At 70.6% G+C, this 16,335-nt stretch carries 12 protein-coding genes; 6 read left to right on the forward strand and 6 right to left on the reverse strand.

Features of this window, described 5'->3' with window-relative positions; translation table 11 throughout:
• Positions 1 to 14: 14 nt before the first annotated feature.
• On the forward strand, positions 15 to 2,033 hold the full coding sequence (locus PJ985_RS15585) for a TRAP transporter permease (protein ID WP_271684361.1): 2,019 nt from the start codon (positions 15 to 17) through the stop codon (positions 2,031 to 2,033).
• A 33-nt stretch (positions 2,034 to 2,066) separates the two neighbouring features.
• Entirely contained in the window at positions 2,067 to 2,270 is a 204-nt protein-coding gene (locus tag PJ985_RS15590) for a hypothetical protein (RefSeq protein ID WP_271684362.1), read from the forward strand.
• A 21-nt stretch (positions 2,271 to 2,291) separates the two neighbouring features.
• Here PJ985_RS15590 and PJ985_RS15595 read toward each other — a convergent pair whose 3' ends face one another.
• Positions 2,292 to 2,852, reverse strand: coding sequence for a histidine phosphatase family protein (locus PJ985_RS15595; RefSeq protein WP_271684363.1), 561 nt, complete (start codon positions 2,850 to 2,852; stop codon positions 2,292 to 2,294).
• Between the two features lie 452 nt (positions 2,853 to 3,304).
• On the opposite strand from PJ985_RS15595, the gene PJ985_RS15600 reads away from it, so the two are divergent.
• Positions 3,305 to 3,499, forward strand: a complete 195-nt coding sequence (locus PJ985_RS15600) for a DUF1918 domain-containing protein (RefSeq protein WP_271684506.1) — start codon at positions 3,305 to 3,307, stop codon at positions 3,497 to 3,499.
• A 27-nt stretch (positions 3,500 to 3,526) separates the two neighbouring features.
• Here PJ985_RS15600 and PJ985_RS15605 read toward each other — a convergent pair whose 3' ends face one another.
• Positions 3,527 to 4,756, reverse strand: a complete 1,230-nt coding sequence (locus PJ985_RS15605) for a glycoside hydrolase family 10 protein (RefSeq protein WP_271684364.1) — start codon at positions 4,754 to 4,756, stop codon at positions 3,527 to 3,529.
• 340 nt (positions 4,757 to 5,096) lie between these two features.
• Between PJ985_RS15605 and PJ985_RS15610 the strand changes: the two genes are divergently transcribed.
• Both PJ985_RS15610 and PJ985_RS15615 read left to right on the forward strand, forming a co-directional pair.
• Positions 5,097 to 7,856 (forward strand): cellulose binding domain-containing protein, encoded by a 2,760-nt coding sequence (locus PJ985_RS15610; protein ID WP_271684507.1) that lies wholly within the window; start codon positions 5,097 to 5,099, stop codon positions 7,854 to 7,856.
• A 126-nt stretch (positions 7,857 to 7,982) separates the two neighbouring features.
• Positions 7,983 to 8,843 (forward strand): 3-hydroxybutyryl-CoA dehydrogenase, encoded by an 861-nt coding sequence (locus PJ985_RS15615; RefSeq protein WP_271684365.1) that lies wholly within the window; start codon positions 7,983 to 7,985, stop codon positions 8,841 to 8,843.
• A 482-nt stretch (positions 8,844 to 9,325) separates the two neighbouring features.
• Here PJ985_RS15615 and ku read toward each other — a convergent pair whose 3' ends face one another.
• Positions 9,326 to 10,444 carry a non-homologous end joining protein Ku gene (gene ku, locus PJ985_RS15620; protein WP_271684366.1) on the reverse strand — a complete coding sequence of 373 codons (1,119 nt, stop codon included), beginning with the start codon at positions 10,442 to 10,444 and terminating at the stop codon, positions 9,326 to 9,328.
• 30 nt (positions 10,445 to 10,474) lie between these two features.
• Between ku and ligD the strand changes: the two genes are divergently transcribed.
• Positions 10,475 to 11,356 carry a non-homologous end-joining DNA ligase gene (gene ligD / locus PJ985_RS15625; protein WP_271684367.1) on the forward strand — a complete coding sequence of 294 codons (882 nt, stop codon included), beginning with the start codon at positions 10,475 to 10,477 and terminating at the stop codon, positions 11,354 to 11,356.
• A 130-nt stretch (positions 11,357 to 11,486) separates the two neighbouring features.
• Here ligD and pheT read toward each other — a convergent pair whose 3' ends face one another.
• The 3 genes from pheT to PJ985_RS15640 form a co-directional block, all read right to left on the reverse strand.
• Complete coding sequence (gene pheT, locus PJ985_RS15630) at positions 11,487 to 14,003, reverse strand: phenylalanine--tRNA ligase subunit beta (RefSeq protein ID WP_271684368.1); 2,517 nt, start codon at positions 14,001 to 14,003, stop codon at positions 11,487 to 11,489.
• Positions 14,003 to 15,133, reverse strand: a complete 1,131-nt coding sequence (pheS, locus tag PJ985_RS15635; RefSeq protein WP_271684369.1) for a phenylalanine--tRNA ligase subunit alpha — start codon at positions 15,131 to 15,133, stop codon at positions 14,003 to 14,005. Before pheS ends, pheT begins: the two co-directional genes overlap by 1 nt.
• 116 nt (positions 15,134 to 15,249) lie before the next feature.
• Positions 15,250 to 16,329 (reverse strand): sensor histidine kinase, encoded by a 1,080-nt coding sequence (locus PJ985_RS15640; protein WP_271684370.1) that lies wholly within the window; start codon positions 16,327 to 16,329, stop codon positions 15,250 to 15,252.
• Between the last annotated feature and the right edge of the window lie 6 nt (positions 16,330 to 16,335).

Consider the following 16,335-nt stretch of genomic DNA (forward strand, 5'->3'; position numbering starts at 1 on the left):
GAGGGAAACGAGACATGACACAGAACACCACGTCGCAGCCCGGCGGCCCCGCCGCCGGGCCGGCCGGGGACGAGCCGCCCCTGTGGCACCGGCTCGCCGCCGACCGCTGGGGGCAGGGTCGGGCGGGCACCGTCGCGGGATGGACGGTACTCCTCATCGCCCTGGCCCTGGGCGGTTTCCAGATCTACACCGCGGTGAGCCTGGAGCTCGACTCCTACCGGCAGCGAGTGCTGCACCTGATGTTCGTCCTCGTACTGGTCTTCGCCCTGCGTCCGGCCGGGAAAGGCAGGTGGGCGAAGACCCGGGTCATGGCCCTGGCCGATCTCTCCCTGGTGCTCGTGGCACTCGCCGTGAGCCTGTACCCGGTGGTCTTCTACGACGGGATCGTCACCCGTACCGGGGCCCCCTCCGACATCGACCTGGCGATGGGCACGGTGGCGATCCTGCTGCTGATCGAGGCGTGCCGGCGGGTGATCGGACTCTTCATGGCCGTGCTGGTCAGCTGCTTCCTGTGCTACGCCTGGCTCGGGCCGCTGCTGCCCGGCCTGCTGTCCCACCGGGGCTACACCGTTCAGCGGATCGTCTACCACAATTACCTTTTCCAGGAAGGCATCTACGGTCTGGCGCTCGGCGTCGCCGCCACCTTCGTCTTCATGTTCATTTTCTTCGGCGCGGTCCTGGAGAAGACCGGTGGCGGGGCATTCTTCATCAACATCGCCTACGCGCTCACCGGCAAGTACCGCGGCGGGCCCGCGAAGGGGGCGGTGGTCGCCAGCTCACTGATGGGTTCGGTGTCCGGCAGCGCGATCGCCAACACCGTCACCACCGGGTCCTTCACCATTCCGATGATGAAGAAAGTGGGATACCGGCCGCATGAGGCCGGAGGCGTGGAAGCAGCGGCCTCCACGGGTGGACAACTGCTGCCGCCGATCATGGGAGCCGGAGCCTTCGTGATGGCCGAGCTGATCGGCGTCCCCTACTGGGAGATCGTCAAGGTGGCGATCATCCCGGCGCTGATGTACTTCGCGGTGATCTTCCTGTTCGTCGACATTCTGGCCCGGCGCCACGGCATCATGGGCATCCCTGCGGCGGACCTGCCGCGGCTGCGCGACGTGCTGGCGGGCGGCTTCCACTTCCTGCTGCCTTTCATCCTGCTGATCGTGATGCTCACGCAGTACTACGAGCCGCTGATCGCCGGCCTGTATGCCACGGTGCTGCTGGCCGTGGTCGCCATGTTCCGGGCCAGCAGCAGGCTGAGCCTGCGCGACGTCGCGGAGGCCTTCATGCTGGCAGCCCGCAACACCCTGTCCGTCACGGTCGCCTGCGCGGCGGCGGGCATCGTGGTCGGCATGGTCGGGCTGACCGGTCTCGGCCTGAAGTTCTCCAGCATGATGGTCGGCTGGGGCGGCGGCCACCTGCTGCCGACCCTGCTGATGATCGCCATCGCCTCCCTGGTGCTCGGCCTCGGGCTGCCAGTGACGGCCTCGTACATCGTGCTGATCGTGCTGGCCGGCCCGGCACTGCTCGACCTCGGCGTACCGCTGATCGTCGCCCACATGATCGTCTACTGGTACAGCCAGGACTCCAACGTCACGCCTCCGGTGGCGCTCTCCGGGTTCGCGGCGGCCGGTGTCGCGGGTGCCGACCCGATGCGGACCAGCATCGCGGCCTGGAAGTTCTCCAAGGGCCTCTACCTGATCCCGCTGCTGATGGCCTACTCACCGCTGCTGCTGAACGGCTCGACGGGGGCGATCGCACTCGCCGTGGTCTCCGGCATGATCGGCCTGCTCGCCTTCGCGGTGACCATCGAGGGGTACTGGCTGCGCCGGACGACCCTGGTGGAGCGGTTCGCCACCGGAACCGCGACAGTCCTGCTGCTGACTCCGTCCATCCTGGCCGACGTCATCGGCGCCACCCTGGTGCTGGCCTTCGTCGTCGCGCAACTGTGGAAGCGCACTGCCCCGCCGGCCGCCGCACCCGACCTGCTCCGGCGGCTCCGGCCAGTGCGGCCAGTGCGGACGGTGAAGCGGTGAGGCGGTGAGGCGGACGCGCACACGCTTGCCGACATGGTCCGCACCGACGCCCACCAGCTGCGTCCCTCGCCGGTGACACGCGGCCGGCACCCGGCCGCTGAGATCCTCACCTCTCAGCCCGGACCGGGCCCACTTCTCGGCGCCCGGGTGCTCGCGGAGTTCGCCGACGACCCCCACCGCTATGCCTCGGCCAAGGCCCGCAAGAACCGTGCGGGCGCCAGCGCGCTCTCCGCTTGACACCTCCGCATGGGATGTCTGTCAGCCCAGCCGCAGGTTCCAGGCCCCGCCGCCGCCGCTGAGGCTCACCACCGACAGCGGGTGCACCTCGGTGCGCCAGTACGCGTACGGCGGTGCTTTCAGGGCATAAAGCATCGCCGCTCTGATCACGGTGGGCTCGGTGACCGCCACGATCCGGCCGTCCCGGCCGACCGGGCGGGTGTCCAGCCAGCCGCCGACCCGGGCGACGAAGGACAGCAGGGGCTCTCCTCCGTGCGGGGCCGCACGTGGGTCCGCCAGCCAGGCGTCGACAGCGGCCGGCTCCCGGGCAGCCACTTCCTGAAGGGTGCAGCCGCGCCAGCGGCCCATGTCACAGTCACGCAGGGCGGGCTGCGCCAGCGGCGCCAGCCCCAGCACGTCACCGGTCTGCCGACAACTCGGAGTCGGCGAGCAGTACCGCAGCTCAGCCGCGGCCAGCGGGGCCAGCGCCGGCACCGCCCGTTCGACCGCTTGCCAGCCCGCGAAATCCAATGGGCGGTCGTCGTCGAAACGGGCGTCGAGGAGCGAGGAGCTGCGGGCAGCGGCGATGAGCGTGACCAGCATGCGGAGATGGTACGAGCAATTCGAAAGCCTGCACCCTACTCGTACGTAAATCCTGGAAGCGCAGGAGACTGCCCCACTGACCGCACGTCCGGCCTCCGCTCACCGGCACTCTCCCCCAGCCGGAACGCCGGACTCCCCGTAGGGCCGACGTCTCGCGCACCGCTCCGGCCGGCCCGCTATCGAGGCCTCAGCCTTGCACTCGCGAAGCGTGCTCTCGCATAACGGAGTTGAGCGGTCCGGTGATCACGGCTCGCTTCCCCGGCCGCGGGCCATCGCCGTGCGAGTGCCGGCGGACAGCCCTCGCGGCCGGGAGCCCGGCAGCCGTCGGGGGAGTCAGTCAAGCAGAGACCACTCCCTCGCCAGAAACCACTCCCTCACCCGCGCCTAGCCGGACAGTAAGCCATAAAATGGAGGAAAGTATGCTGTATCCCGGCGAACAGGAGGATGTCCAGATGCGCGCGAAGTCAGGAGACAGAGTGGTGACGCACGGCAGGACCGTGGGCCGGCACGACCGGACCGCGGAGGTCGTGGAAGTGCTGGGCGAGGACGGAGCACCGCCCTACCGGGTCCGGACCGAGGACGGACATGAGACAGTGCTGTCGCCGGGCCCCGACACAGTGGTGGAACACCGCGACGAACCCCGGTGATCACTCGCGGCTGAGGGCAGTGGGCTCTCAGCCGCCGACCGGCCGCACCGGGTCCCGGTAGTGGTCGTCGAAGACCCGGGTCATCGCGCCGAGGGGATCGTCCGCGACACCCGAGGCGGAGAAGAAGATGTGGCCTGCCACCTGCGCGTGCTCACCGCACAGCGTCAGGTGGCGGGACAGCTCGGCCGGGTCCTGCCACTGCTCCGGCTGCTCCGGATCACCCACCTTGTACATCGCCTCCCCGATGAACAGCCGGACTCCGGTACCGTCCACCGCCTCGGCCCACCACCGGACAAGCTCGGCGTAGTCAGCCGCCCGGTACCCGATGTGCCAGTAGACCTGCGGTGCGATGTAGTCGAGCAAACCCTTCTCGACCCAGCTCCTGGTGTCGGCGTACAGCGCGTCGTAGGTCTCCAGGCCCTGGGTGTCCGAACCCCGCGGATCGGTGGAGCGGTTCCGCCAGATGGCGAACGGACTGATTCCGAATGCGGCATCCGGTTTTGCCCGTTTCACCTGCTGCCGCATCTCACTGACGAGCAAGTCGATGTTGTTCCGCCGCCAGGCCGCCCGGTCGGTGAAGCCGTCTCCGTGGCGCGCGAACGCGTCGTTGTCGTCGAACTCCTCGCTGCCGACCGGATAGGGGTAGAAGTAGTCGTCCCAGTGCACGCCGTCGATGTCGTAGTTCTCCACGGCGTGGAGCATCGCTTCCTGAGTGAAGGCACGCACTTCCGGCAGACCCGGGTTGTAGTAGAGCCTGCCGCCGTAGGGGACCACCCATTCAGGGTGCTGCCGGGCCGGATGGCCTGGCACCAGTCGGCCGAGGTCGTCGTGCATGGCGATGCGGTACGGATTGAACCAGGCGTGCAGGTCCAGCCCTCGCCGGTGGGCCTCCGTGACCGCGAACTCCAGCGGATCCCAGCCGGGGTCACGGCCCTGCTCACCGGTGAGCCACTCCGACCACGGCTCGTGGGGTGACGGCCAGAGCGCGTCGGCGCTGGGCCGCACCTGGAGGAACACGGTGTTCAGGTTCCAGCGGACCGCGTTGTCCAGCCGCTCCAGCAACTGGGCCTGCGCAACCGCTTCCGGCAAGCCCTGCCCGGTCGGCCAGTCGATGTTGGCCACGGAGGCGATCCAGGTACCGCGCAGCTCGGGCCGGCCGGGATCCGCCGCACCGGACGGTGCCCGGTGCAGGGTGAGTGCCCCGGACAGCGCTCCGGCCGCCGCGAGCGTGAAGCCCCTTCGGGTGAGGCGTCCCATGTCGTGCCCCTCGGGTGGTGGGTGAACGGCACGCGGGGCGTGCCCGGCGCCCTGTTCCCGGCCCGGCCGGGCCCTGTTCCGGCCGGTCCGGGCTCGCCCGATCCTCCGGGCCCGGCCGGGGCACGCACAAGGCGACGCGCCGCACAGTCAGCCCAACGCCCCCATCCATACGTCCTCTTGACACACCCTTATGCGAACAACGTTCGACAGTTAACATCACGGACACACAGTGGGAGCGCTCCCACTGCACCCATCCCCCACGCCGCCTTCCGGGCGGTCGAGTCAGGAGAGGAGTGCTCACGTGCCCAGATGGAAAACTGTCACCTCCGTACTGGCCGGTATGGCCCTCACCGGTGGGCTGCTCGCCACCGCGTCCGTCGCCACAGGTGCCGAGGAGACCGTCGCGGTATCGGCAGAGGACTACAGCTGGAAGAACGTCCGTATTGACGGCGGAGGATTCGTTCCCAGCATCGTGTTCAACCGGACGGAAGCCGACCTGGCCTACGCCCGCACCGACATCGGCGGTGCCTACCGCTGGAACGAGGCGGGCCAGGAGTGGATCCCGCTGCTGGACTCCGTCGGCTGGGACAACTGGGGACACTCCGGTGTCGCCTCGATCGCCACCGACCCGGTCGACCCGGACCGGGTGTATGCCGCAGTCGGTATCTACACCAACGACTGGGACCCGAACAACGGCGCCGTGATGCGGTCCGCGGACCGCGGGGAGACCTGGCAGACCACCGACCTCCCGTTCAAACTCGGCGGGAACATGCCCGGCCGGGGGATGGGCGAGCGGCTGGCCGTGGACCCGAATGACAACCGGGTGCTCTACCTCGCGGCCCCCAGCGGCAACGGACTGTGGCGCAGCAACGACTCCGGAGCCGGCTGGTCGGAGGTCACCTCCTTCCCCAACCCGGGAGACTACGTACTCAACCCGGACGACTCCTGGGGGTACGAGAACGACCCCATCGGTGTCGTCTGGGTGACCTTCGACCCGGCCACCGGTACACCGGGCAGCCCCACGCAGACGCTCTACGCAGGCGTCGCCGATCTGGAGAACAACGTCTACCGCTCGACCGACGGCGGGGAGAGCTGGGAGCGGGTCCCCGGCCAGCCGACCGGCTATCTGCCCCACAAGGGGGTGCTGGACGAGGAGACCGGGCATCTCTACCTCGCCACCAGCGACAACCCCGGACCGTACGCGGGCGGCGACGGTGAGGTCTGGCGCCTCGACACAGCGAGCGGCGAGTGGGAGGACGTCTCCCCCGTCCCCGCCGGCGACGACCGCTACTTCGGCTTCAGCGGCCTGACCGTGGACCGGCAGAACCCCGGCACCCTCATGGTCACCGGATACAGCTCGTGGTGGCCGGACACGCAGATATTCCGCAGCACGGACAGCGGCGGCTCCTGGACCAGTGCCTGGGACATGAGCACCTACCCGCAGCTCAACAAGCGGTACGCGATGGATGTGTCCTCGGTGCCGTGGCTGACCTTCGGCCAGAACCCGCAGCCTCCGGAGGAGGCACCGCCGCTCGGCTGGATGACCGAGGGTCTGGAGATCGACCCCCACAACCCCGACCGCATGATGTACGGAACCGGGGCCACCATCTACGGGACCACCCAGCTGACCCGCTGGGACCGCGACGAGACCTTCACCGTGCGGCCCATGGTCAAAGGGCTGGAGGAGACGGCGGTCAACGACCTGGCGAGCCCGCCCAGCGGTGCCCCGCTGCTCAGCGCGCTCGGGGACATCGGCGGCTTCCGGCACACCGACCTCGACGCGGTGCCGGACCTGATGTATCAGTCGCCGTTCATCGGCTCGACAACCAGTCTGGACTTCGCCGAGCTCCGCCCGGAGACCGTGGTGCGGGTCGGCACCCACGTCGGCGACAGCGATGCCGCCACGATCGGCTTCTCCACCGACGGCGGAGCCAACTGGTTCGCCGGAAATCCTCCGGACGGGGCGCACGGCGGAACGGTCGCGGCTGCCGCGGACGGCGCGCGTTTCGTGTGGAGCCCGGAGAACGCAGCTGTGCACCACACCTCCGGCTTCGGCAACTCCTGGACCGCTTCGACGGGCATCCCCCAGGGCGCGGCAGTGGCAGCCGACCGGGTGGATCCCGACCTGTTCTACGCATTCCACGAGGGCACGCTCTACGTGAGCACCGACGGCGGCGCGAGCTTCACGGCCGGCGCGAGCGGCGGACTCCCCGAGGAGGGCAACATCCGCCTGGCGGCTGCTCCCGGGGAACGCGGGGACCTCTGGCTGGCCGGCGGCACCGAATCCTCGGCCTACGGACTGTGGCGCTCCACCGACGCGGGCAGCACCCTCACCGCAATGCCGGGCTTCGACGCGGCCGACACCATCGGGTTCGGCCGGGGCGCACCCGGGTCGGACTACCACTCGCTGTACACCAGCGCCATGATCGACGGGGTCCGCGGCATCTACCGGTCGGACAACACCGGCGAGAGCTGGGTACGGATCAACGACGACAGCCGGCAGTGGGCCTGGACCGGCGGCGCCATTGCCGGGGACCCGCGGGTGCACGGACGGGTCTACGTGGGAACGAACGGCCGGGGGATCATCGTCGGCGAGACGGCCGGTTCGGAGGACGGCGGTGACGACAACGGCGGCGGCGGCAACGGCGGCTCGGACAACGGCGGCGGCGACAACGGCGGCTCGGACAACGGCGGCGGCGACAACGGCGGCTCGGACAACGGCGGTGGCGACAACGGCGGTGGCGACAACGGCGGGAACGGTGAGGAGCCGCCCGGGGACGCCGACTGCTCGGTGACCTACCGGGTGACGAACGAGTGGCACGGCGGGTTCCAGGGTGACGTCACGGTGGCCAACACCGGCTCCGCCGCCCTGGAGAACTGGGAACTCCGCTGGTCCTTCCCGCAGGGTCAGCAGATCGGCCAGATCTGGAACGCCGAGTACACTCAGGCCGGCTCCTCGGTGGTGATCACTCCTTCGTCATGGAACCACCGGATCGCACCGGGCGCCTCGGTGACCTTCGGGTTCATCGGCACCTGGTCCGGCTCCAATACCGCCCCGGAGAGCTTCTCCGTGGATAACTCGACCTGCCTCACCGGCTAGCCGGCCGGGTGGGGGACCGACCCCGGTCGGTCCCCCACCCGGAGGCCCGGAGTACCGTCGGACCCCGGTGGCGACGGTGCGGCCTGACGCCCGTCGCCCGGACGAGGACCAGCGAAAGGGCACGGTGTGACCGACATCGAACGCGTCGGAGTGGTGGGCTGCGGCCAGATGGGCGCCGGCATCGCGGAGGTGTGCGCGCGGGCCGGGCTGGAGGTCACGGTTGCCGAGACCACCGGAGAGGCCTTGGAACTGGGCCGCACCCGGCTCGTGAACTCCCTCGGCAAGGCCGCGGAACGCGGCAAGATCACCGAGGAGGAGCAGGAGGCCACGCTGCAGCGTCTGACCTTCACGACCGACCTCGGCGAGTTCGCCGACCGCGACCTGGTGATCGAGGCCGTGGTGGAGAACGAACAGGTCAAGACGGAGATCTTTCAGGTCCTGGATCAGGTGGTGACCCGCCCGGACGCGATCCTGGCATCCAACACCTCGTCCATCCCGCTGGTGAAGCTGGCCGTGGCCACTTCCCGGCCGGACCGGGTGATCGGTATCCACTTCTTCAACCCGGCGCAGGTGCAGCGGCTCGTCGAGCTGATCCCCGCACTGACCACCAGTGAGGAGACCGTCCAGCGGGCCGATGCTCTGGTCACCCAGGTGCTGGACAAGCACACCGTCCGGGCCCAGGACCGCTCCGGGTTCGTGGTCAACGCACTGCTCATCCCCTATCTGCTGGCGGCCATCCGGATGTACGAATCCGGTGCGGCGAGCCGGGAGGACATCGACAACGGAATGGAGCTCGGCTGCGCCCATCCCATGGGGCCGCTCAAGCTCGCCGACCTCATCGGCCTCGACACCGTCGCGTCGGTGGCGGACTCGATGTACGAGGAATTCAAGGAGCCGCTGTACGCCGCTCCCCCGCTGCTCCAGCGGATGGTTGCAGCCGGCCACCTGGGCCGCAAGGCCTCCGCGGGGTTCTACCCGTACCACTGAGTGAGGGAGGCCTTGCCTGCCCCGGGGCGCCTGCTCCTGGGCGGGTAGGCTCCGGCCTCCGCCCTGGGGCGGGAGATATCACCCTGTCGGGTGATATCTCCCGCAGTCGCCACCCCGCCGCCCGTCCGCCGGGACGATGCGGGTATGCGCAGCGATCCACGACATGCCCTGGTCTCGAACCGTGCGCGTGCTCACTGCGGCCGGTGCGGGAGCGCGCTGTGGCCGGACGTGACCGTGCAGAGCCGGCCACCACTTCCGGTGTGCACCACCTGCCGGACCCCGCCCGCCCGGTTCTGGCACGCCCATGCCGGTGGCTGCCACGGCTGCCCGCACGACCGCTCCGTCCCGCTTCTGCGGAGCACGACCGGGCACGGCCGTCGCTACATCTGCAGCTGAGCCGGCGGGGGCAGGAGGAGCGGACGCGTTGCCCCGCCCGCGAGGGACGTCTCGGCGTGGAAACGCGCCGTAGGGTGTCGCTGACCCTAGGATGCCCGGCCCGCCCGCTTCCGGGCTGCGGTTTTCTCCTCCGCCTTCTTGCTCGCGGCCGTCTTCTTCCCGGTGGTGGTCTTCTTTTCCGCGTTCTTCTTCCCCGCCGCCTTCTTCCCCGCCGCCTTCTTCGCCGGCTCCTCCTTCGCCGTCTCCTCCTTCCCCGGCTTCCGTGCCGCCTTCTTCGCCGGAGGCTTCTTCTTCGCCGGCCCCCGGGCAGACTGCCGACCAGCCTTCCCGGCGCCGGCCGGCTCCGCGGACTCCGCCTCGTCCTCCACCGCCTCGTCCTCCGCCGACGGCTGTCTGAGCGAGGTGACGGTGGCCTCGGCACCATCACCACGGGACTCCCGGGCGGCCCGGACACTGTCCTCCAGCGCGGACATCAGGTCGATGACCTTTCCCCCGGCGGCCGCTGGCTCACCTGGCCGGGAGGGTTCGGTGCCGGCGAGCTTCGCCGTGACGAGTGCGTCCACCGCGGACCGGTAGTCGTCGTGCAGTTCGTTCGGATCGATCTCCCCGAGTGAGTCCATCAGGGCGTCCGCGAGGTCGAGCTCGGCATCCCGGACGGTGACCCGGGAATCGGGCGCTATGCCCGCGGCCGAGCGGATCTCGTCGGGCCACAGCATCGTGTGCAGGCCCAGAACATCGTCCTCCAGCGGACGCAGCAACGCGAGGTTCTCCCGGCCACGCATCGCCAGCTTGGCGATGGCTCCCTTGCCGCTGCGGCCGAGGGCCCGCCGCAACAGGACGTAGGGCTTGTCCGCACCGGTCTCGGGCTCCAGGTAATAGGAACGGTCCAGCTGAATCAGATCAATGCTCTCGACCGGCACGAAGCCCAGGATCTCCACCGTCTTCGCGGTGGGCAGCGGCAGTGAGGCCAGATCCTCATCCGTGAGCTGCACCAGAGTGCCGTCCGGAGCTTCGTAGGCCTTACCGATCTCCTCACCGGTCACCTCCTCCTCATCGAGCTCGCACACCTTCCGGTAGCGGATCCGGCCTCCGTCGGCAGTGTGCAACTGCCGGAAGGAGACGCTGTGGCTCTCGGTGGCGCCCACGACCTTGACGGGAATGCTCACCAGACCGAAGGAAATGGCACCTTTCCATATAGCTCGCACTATTTGCCCCTTTCATGCCACTCTCAGGGTATGCCTGTCACCGAGGTGGAGGGACGTCGTCTGCCGCTCACCCGGCTCGAGAAGGTGATCTATCCCGACACCGGAACGACCAAGGGTGAGGTACTGCGCTACTACGCGCAGCACGCCGGCACACTCCTCCCCCACCTGCACGGCCGTCCGCTGAGCCTGCTGCGCTACCCGGACGGCCCCGGAGGGCAGACGTTCTTCACCAAGCGGGTGCCCCCCGGTACCCCCTCCTGGGTGAGCACCTGCGAGGTGCCGCGGCGAGAGGGCGGCACCACCGTCCAGGTGATGGTGCAGGATCTGGCGAGCCTGATGTGGGCGGCGAATCTCATGGTGGAGTTCCATACCCCGCAGTGGCTCGCGGAGGCCCCCGGGGAGGCCGACCGGCTGATCCTGGACCTGGACCCGGGTGCGCCCGCTGACATCGTCAGCTGTTGCCGGGTCGCCGAGTGGCTGCACGACCGGATGACCGCCGACGGCCTCCGCGTGCACGCCAAGACCTCGGGGTCCAAAGGGCTGCACCTGCTCAGCCCGCTGCGGCCGGCTCCGGCCCGGCTGGTCAGCGCGTACGCCAGACGGCTGGCTGCGGAGGCGGCCGCGGAACTGCCGGGACTGGCCATCACCACGATGGCGCGCTCCGCACGTCCGGGCCGGGTGTTCATCGACTACAGCCAGAACGCCGCCGCGAAAACCACCGCTGCCCCCTACACGCTGCGTGCACGCACCCGACCCGCCGTGTCGGCTCCCGTCACGTGGCAGGAGGTCGGCGACTGCACCGACCCGCGCGAGCTGCACTTCGAGCTGCCCGACATCGCCGGCCGCGTCGAGCAGCACGGAGATCTTCTGGCCGGCCTGCTCGACCCGCTGCGAGCCCGTCCGCTGCCGTGAGCTGCCGTGGCGTCGCGTGCTCCGGCTGCCGGAGCACGGGCGAGGTGCCGGTCGGTCCCGCCGGCCGGGTGCCGGCACCGGTACGGATGCGGCGGGGGCGGCCGGAGTTGCGGCCGCCCCCGCCCCGGGTTCAGGCTCCGCGCAGTGCCGCGCCGGTCCTGGCCACTGCCTCGGCCACCGCGCCCTCCCGGGCCGCAGTCGCCTCGTCCGCCGTCAGGGTCCGGTCCGGAGCCCGGAAGCGCAGCGCGTACGCGAGGGACTTGCGGCCCTCCCCGAGCTGCTCGCCACTGTAGACGTCGAACAGCCGCAGCGACTCCAGCAGTTCTCCCGCTCCGGCCCGCAGCGCTTCCGCCACCTCGGCGGAGGGCACTGCCGCATCCACCACCAGGGCGACGTCCTGGGTGGCCACCGGGAAGGTGGAGATCCGCGGAGCCGGGAGACTCCCGGCACCGGCCCGGTGCAGCAGGTCGAGGTCGACCTCCGCCGCGCAGGTGCGCTCGGGCAGGCCGAACGCCTTGACGACCCGGGGGTGCAGCTCACCGGCGTGCCCGACGAGCGTGCGCGCACCGTCGATCCGGGCATGCAGCGCCGCACACCGGCCGGGGTGCCACGGGGCGTGCCGGTCGGCGGTGACCTCAAGGACGACGCGGGCTTCCCGGGCGACGGTGCGGGCCGCTTCCACGGCGTCCGCCCAGTCGGCGGGACGGCCGGCTCCCCACCAGCCGGGCTGCTCACGGGAGCCCGCCAGGGCCACGGCTGCCCGGCGCGGCTGCCGTGGCAGGGCCGCGTCGAGGCCGGCCAGCTGCTCGTCCGTGGGACGTCCGGTCACCGGCAGCCGTACCGCCTCCGTCTCGTCCCCGGTCGGCCGGAACACCAGACCGGTCTCGAAGAGCGCGAGGTCGTGGCTGCCGCGGCCGTGGTTCCGGCGCAAGGCGGCGAACAGGCCGGGCAGCAGCGTGGTGCGCAGCTCCGGCTCCTCGTCGGAGAGCGGGTTGACCAGGGCGACGGTGCGCCGGCGGCTGTCGTCGGCAGGGAGGCCGAGCCGGTCGAAGGCGGCCTGTCCGAGGAAGGGGTAGTTGAGCGCCTCGACGTATCCCGCCCCGGCCAGTGCCCGGCCCACTCGGCGGTGCAGCCGCTGCCGCTCGGTCAGCCCCCGGCCGGCGGGAGGCCGGGGCAGCGTGGCGGGCAGGGCCTCGTAGCCCTCGAGCCGGATGACTTCCTCGGCGAGGTCGTTCGGCTCGCGGAGATCGGGGCGCCAGCTGGGCACGGTGACCGTCAGCTCGTCGGAGCCGTGAACGTCGCAGCCGACCTCCTGGAGGCGCCGGACGACGGTCTCCCGGCCGTAGGAGAGACCCGCCACCCGGTCGGGGTGGTCGGCGGGGATCCGCACGGTGCGCGGGGTGCTGGGCACGCTGACGTGCGTCACGCCGGCTTCGGCGGTGCCGCCGCCGAGCAGGACCAGCAGGTCCACCGCCCGTTGGGCGGCAGCCGCGGCGGCCTCCGGGTCGACTCCCCGCTCGAAACGCCGGGACGCCTCGGAGGACAGGCGGTGGCGCCGTGCGGTGCGGGCCACGGTGACGGGGTCGAAATGCGCCGCCTCCACCACGATCTCGGTGGTGCCTCCCGTGCCGGATGCGGGCCCGGCGCCCGCGATCTCGGTGTCGGCACCTCCCATCACTCCGGCCAGCCCGATGGGGCCGTTCTCGTCCGTGATGAGCAGGTCCTCGGGGTCCAGCTCCCGCTGAGTGCCGTCGAGCGTGGTGAGCTTCTCGCCGGGCTCGGCCCGGCGCACCCCGATCGGGCCGCTCAGACGGGCACGGTCATACGCGTGCAGTGGCTGCCCGAGCTCGAGCATCACGTAGTTGGTGATGTCCACGGCCAGCGAGATCGGCCGCATCCCGGCCTTCTGCAGACGCCGCTGCAGCCAGACCGGTGAGGGGGCCTTCGGCCGCACGCCGGTGACGGTGCGGGCGACGAAGCGGTCGCAGGCGGCCCCGTCGGTGACCTCCACGGGGAAGCCGTCAGCGTTGGGAGACGCCGCGTCCAGCAGCGCCGGGTCACGCAGGGGCACTCCGTAGGCCGTGGCTGCCTCCCGGGCGATGCCGCGCAGGGAGAGGCAGTATCCGCGGTCGGGCGTGACCGCGATGTCGAGGACCTCGTCCACGATCTCCAGCAGTGCGATGGCGTCGGTCCCCGGCTCGTGGTCGGGCGGGAGCACCATGATGCCGTCGTGGTCATCGCCGAGCCCCAGCTCCGCGGCGGAACAGATCATGCCTTCGGAGACCCGGCCGTACGTCTTGCGGGCCGAGATCGCGAATCCGCCGGGCAGCTCGGCTCCGGGGAGAACCACCACGACCTTGTCCCCGACGGCGAAGTTCTGGGCGCCGCAGACGATGCTCTGCGGCTCACCGGTGCCGTTGGCGGTGCCGACGTCGACCTGACAGTGCCGGATCGGTTTGCGGAATTCCGTCAGCTCCTCGATGGCAAGGACCTGCCCGACGACCAGGGGCCCGGTGAGGCCGGTGCCGAGCTGCTCGACGGTCTCGACCTCCAGCCCGGCGTCGATCAGCCTGGCCGCGACGTCACGGCCGGTCTCACCGGCCGGCAGGTCGACGTATTCCCGCAACCAGGAAAGCGGGGCGCGCATCAGATCTCCATCCCGAAGGGCCGGGTGAACCGGACGTCACCCTCGACCATGTCTCGCATGTCCTCGACGTTGTGGCGGAACATGAGCATCCGCTCGATGCCGAAGCCGAACGCGAAACCGCTGTACTTGTCCGGGTCCACGCCGCAGGCGGTCAGCACCCTCGGGTTGACCATGCCGCAGCCGCCCAGTTCGATCCAGCCCTCGCTGGAGCAGGTACGGCAGGGACGGTCCGGGTTGCCCACGGACTCCCCCCGGCACTTGTAGCAGACCATGTCCATTTCCGCGGACGGCTCGGTGAAGGGGAAGTAGTTCGGGCGGAGCCGGGTGCGCATGCCCTCGCCCCCGAAGAGCGCCTGGACCATGTGGTCCAGGGTGCCCTTGAGATCCGCCATGGTCAGACCCTCGTCGACGGCGAGCAGCTCGACCTGGGTGAACACCGGGGTGTGCGTGGCGTCCAGTTCGTCGGTGCGGAACACCCGGCCGGGGCAGATGACGTAGACCGGCGGCTCACGGTCGAGCAGGCTGCGGATCTGCACCGGAGAGGTGTGGGTGCGCAGCACGACTCCGGAGTCGGGCTGCCTGCCGTGGGCGCGGCCCTGTACGAAGAACGTGTCCTGCATGGTGCGGGCCGGATGGTCCGGCGGGATGTTCAGGGCGTCGAAGTTGAACCACTCGGCCTCGGCCTCGGGCCCCTCGGCAACCTCGTAGCCCATCGCCACGAAAACGTCCTCGATGCGCTCCGAGAGCGTGGTCAGCGGATGCCGGGCACCTGCGGGCACGCGGTCATGGGGCAGCGTGACATCGACCGCCTCCTCCACCAGCACCCGCTCGTCCCGCTCGGCCTCGAGCTCCTCCTGGCGGATCTTGAGTGCCTTGTTGACGGCCCCCCGGGCCTGACCGACCCGCTTCCCGGCCTCCGCCTTGGCCTGCGGGGGCAGGGCGCCGATCTCCCGGTTGGCCAGCGCCAGCGGGGAGCGGTCGCCCGCGTGGGCGGCCTTCACCTCGCGCAGGGCCCCGAGACCGTCCGCAGCCGCGATCGCGGCGAGCGCCGCCTCCCGCGCCCGCTCGATCTCTTCCGGTTTCAGTGCCTCGACCTCGACCGGGTCGTACGACTTGTTCGGTGCCGACATCTCTTCCCGTACTTCCGATTGGCTGGCTGCGCGCCGCATCCCGCGACGTGGGTGCCGCAGGCCGAGTCTAAAGGGCCCGCCGGGTGGCTCGTGCCTGGTGGAGCCGGTGGCCCCGCTCAGACCAGAACGGCCGGAGTGCCCACCGGCAGGACAAAGCGGAACCGGGCCCCGCCCCCGGCCGAGCGCCCGACCGTCACCGTGCCACCGTGCGCCTCGATGATGCCCTTGACGATGTAGAGGCCCAGCCCCGTGCCCCCTCGGGTGCTGCCGCGCCAGAAACGCGTGAAGACGCGCTGCAGGGCTTCTTCGGGGATGCCCGGCCCTTCATCGCTCACGGTGACTGCTGTCCCCTTCTGACGGCTCCTGCCCGGCGGCGCGGGGTCCACCTCGATGGTGACAGTGCCCTCGCCGTGCCGCACCGCATTTTCGAGCAGGTTGCCGAGCACCTGGGCGATCTTGTCGGGGTCGGCCCACACCCGTGGCAGTTCCTCCGCGACCCGGAGGTCGAACCGGTCCTCCGGACAGCCGCCGTTGACGAGCGTCTTCACCTGGCGGTGCACGGCCTCGTCCAGCCGCAGGGGCTGCCGCCGGATCTCCAGCCGTCCGGAGTCGATCCGGGAGACGTCAAGCAGCTCGGTGATCAGCCGGGTGACGCGGTCGGCGTCGCCGTCCACGGTCTGCAGCATCAGCCGCTTCTGGTCGTCGGTGAAGCGCTCCCACTTGTCGAGCATGGTGGCGGTGAATCCCTTGATCGAGGTGAGCGGCGAGCGCAGCTCGTGGGCGACGGTGGCGATCAGCTCGGCGTTGCTGCGCTCCATGCGCTGCCGGGCCTCGGTCCCGCGGAGCGTGACGACCAGGCGCCGCAGGGGCCCGCCCGCGACCGGCCGTACGTAGCGCGCCGTGACCAGCACCTCGCGTCCACCGGGCAGCAGCAGATGCCGCTCGGGCTGGCCGCAGCGTGTACGCAGCCCGCCGTACGGGTCGGTGACCCGCCACCATCGGCGGCCGTCCGCATCCTCCAGGGGCAGAGCCCGCTCAAGAGGGCTTCCCACTGCCTCCGCCGGGTTCTGCCCGGTGAGCCGGGCCGCCTCCGCGTTGAAGCAGATGACCTGCCCCCGGGCGTCCGCGATCACGAGCCCGTCGGGGAAATCGTCCGGCCGCAGATCGAGCTCCCCGGCACCGGAGCGCCTGTCCATCCCCGT

The sequence above is a fragment of the Streptomyces sp. ACA25 genome (genome assembly GCF_028200735.1).
Classification (GTDB): domain Bacteria; phylum Actinomycetota; class Actinomycetes; order Streptomycetales; family Streptomycetaceae; genus Streptomyces.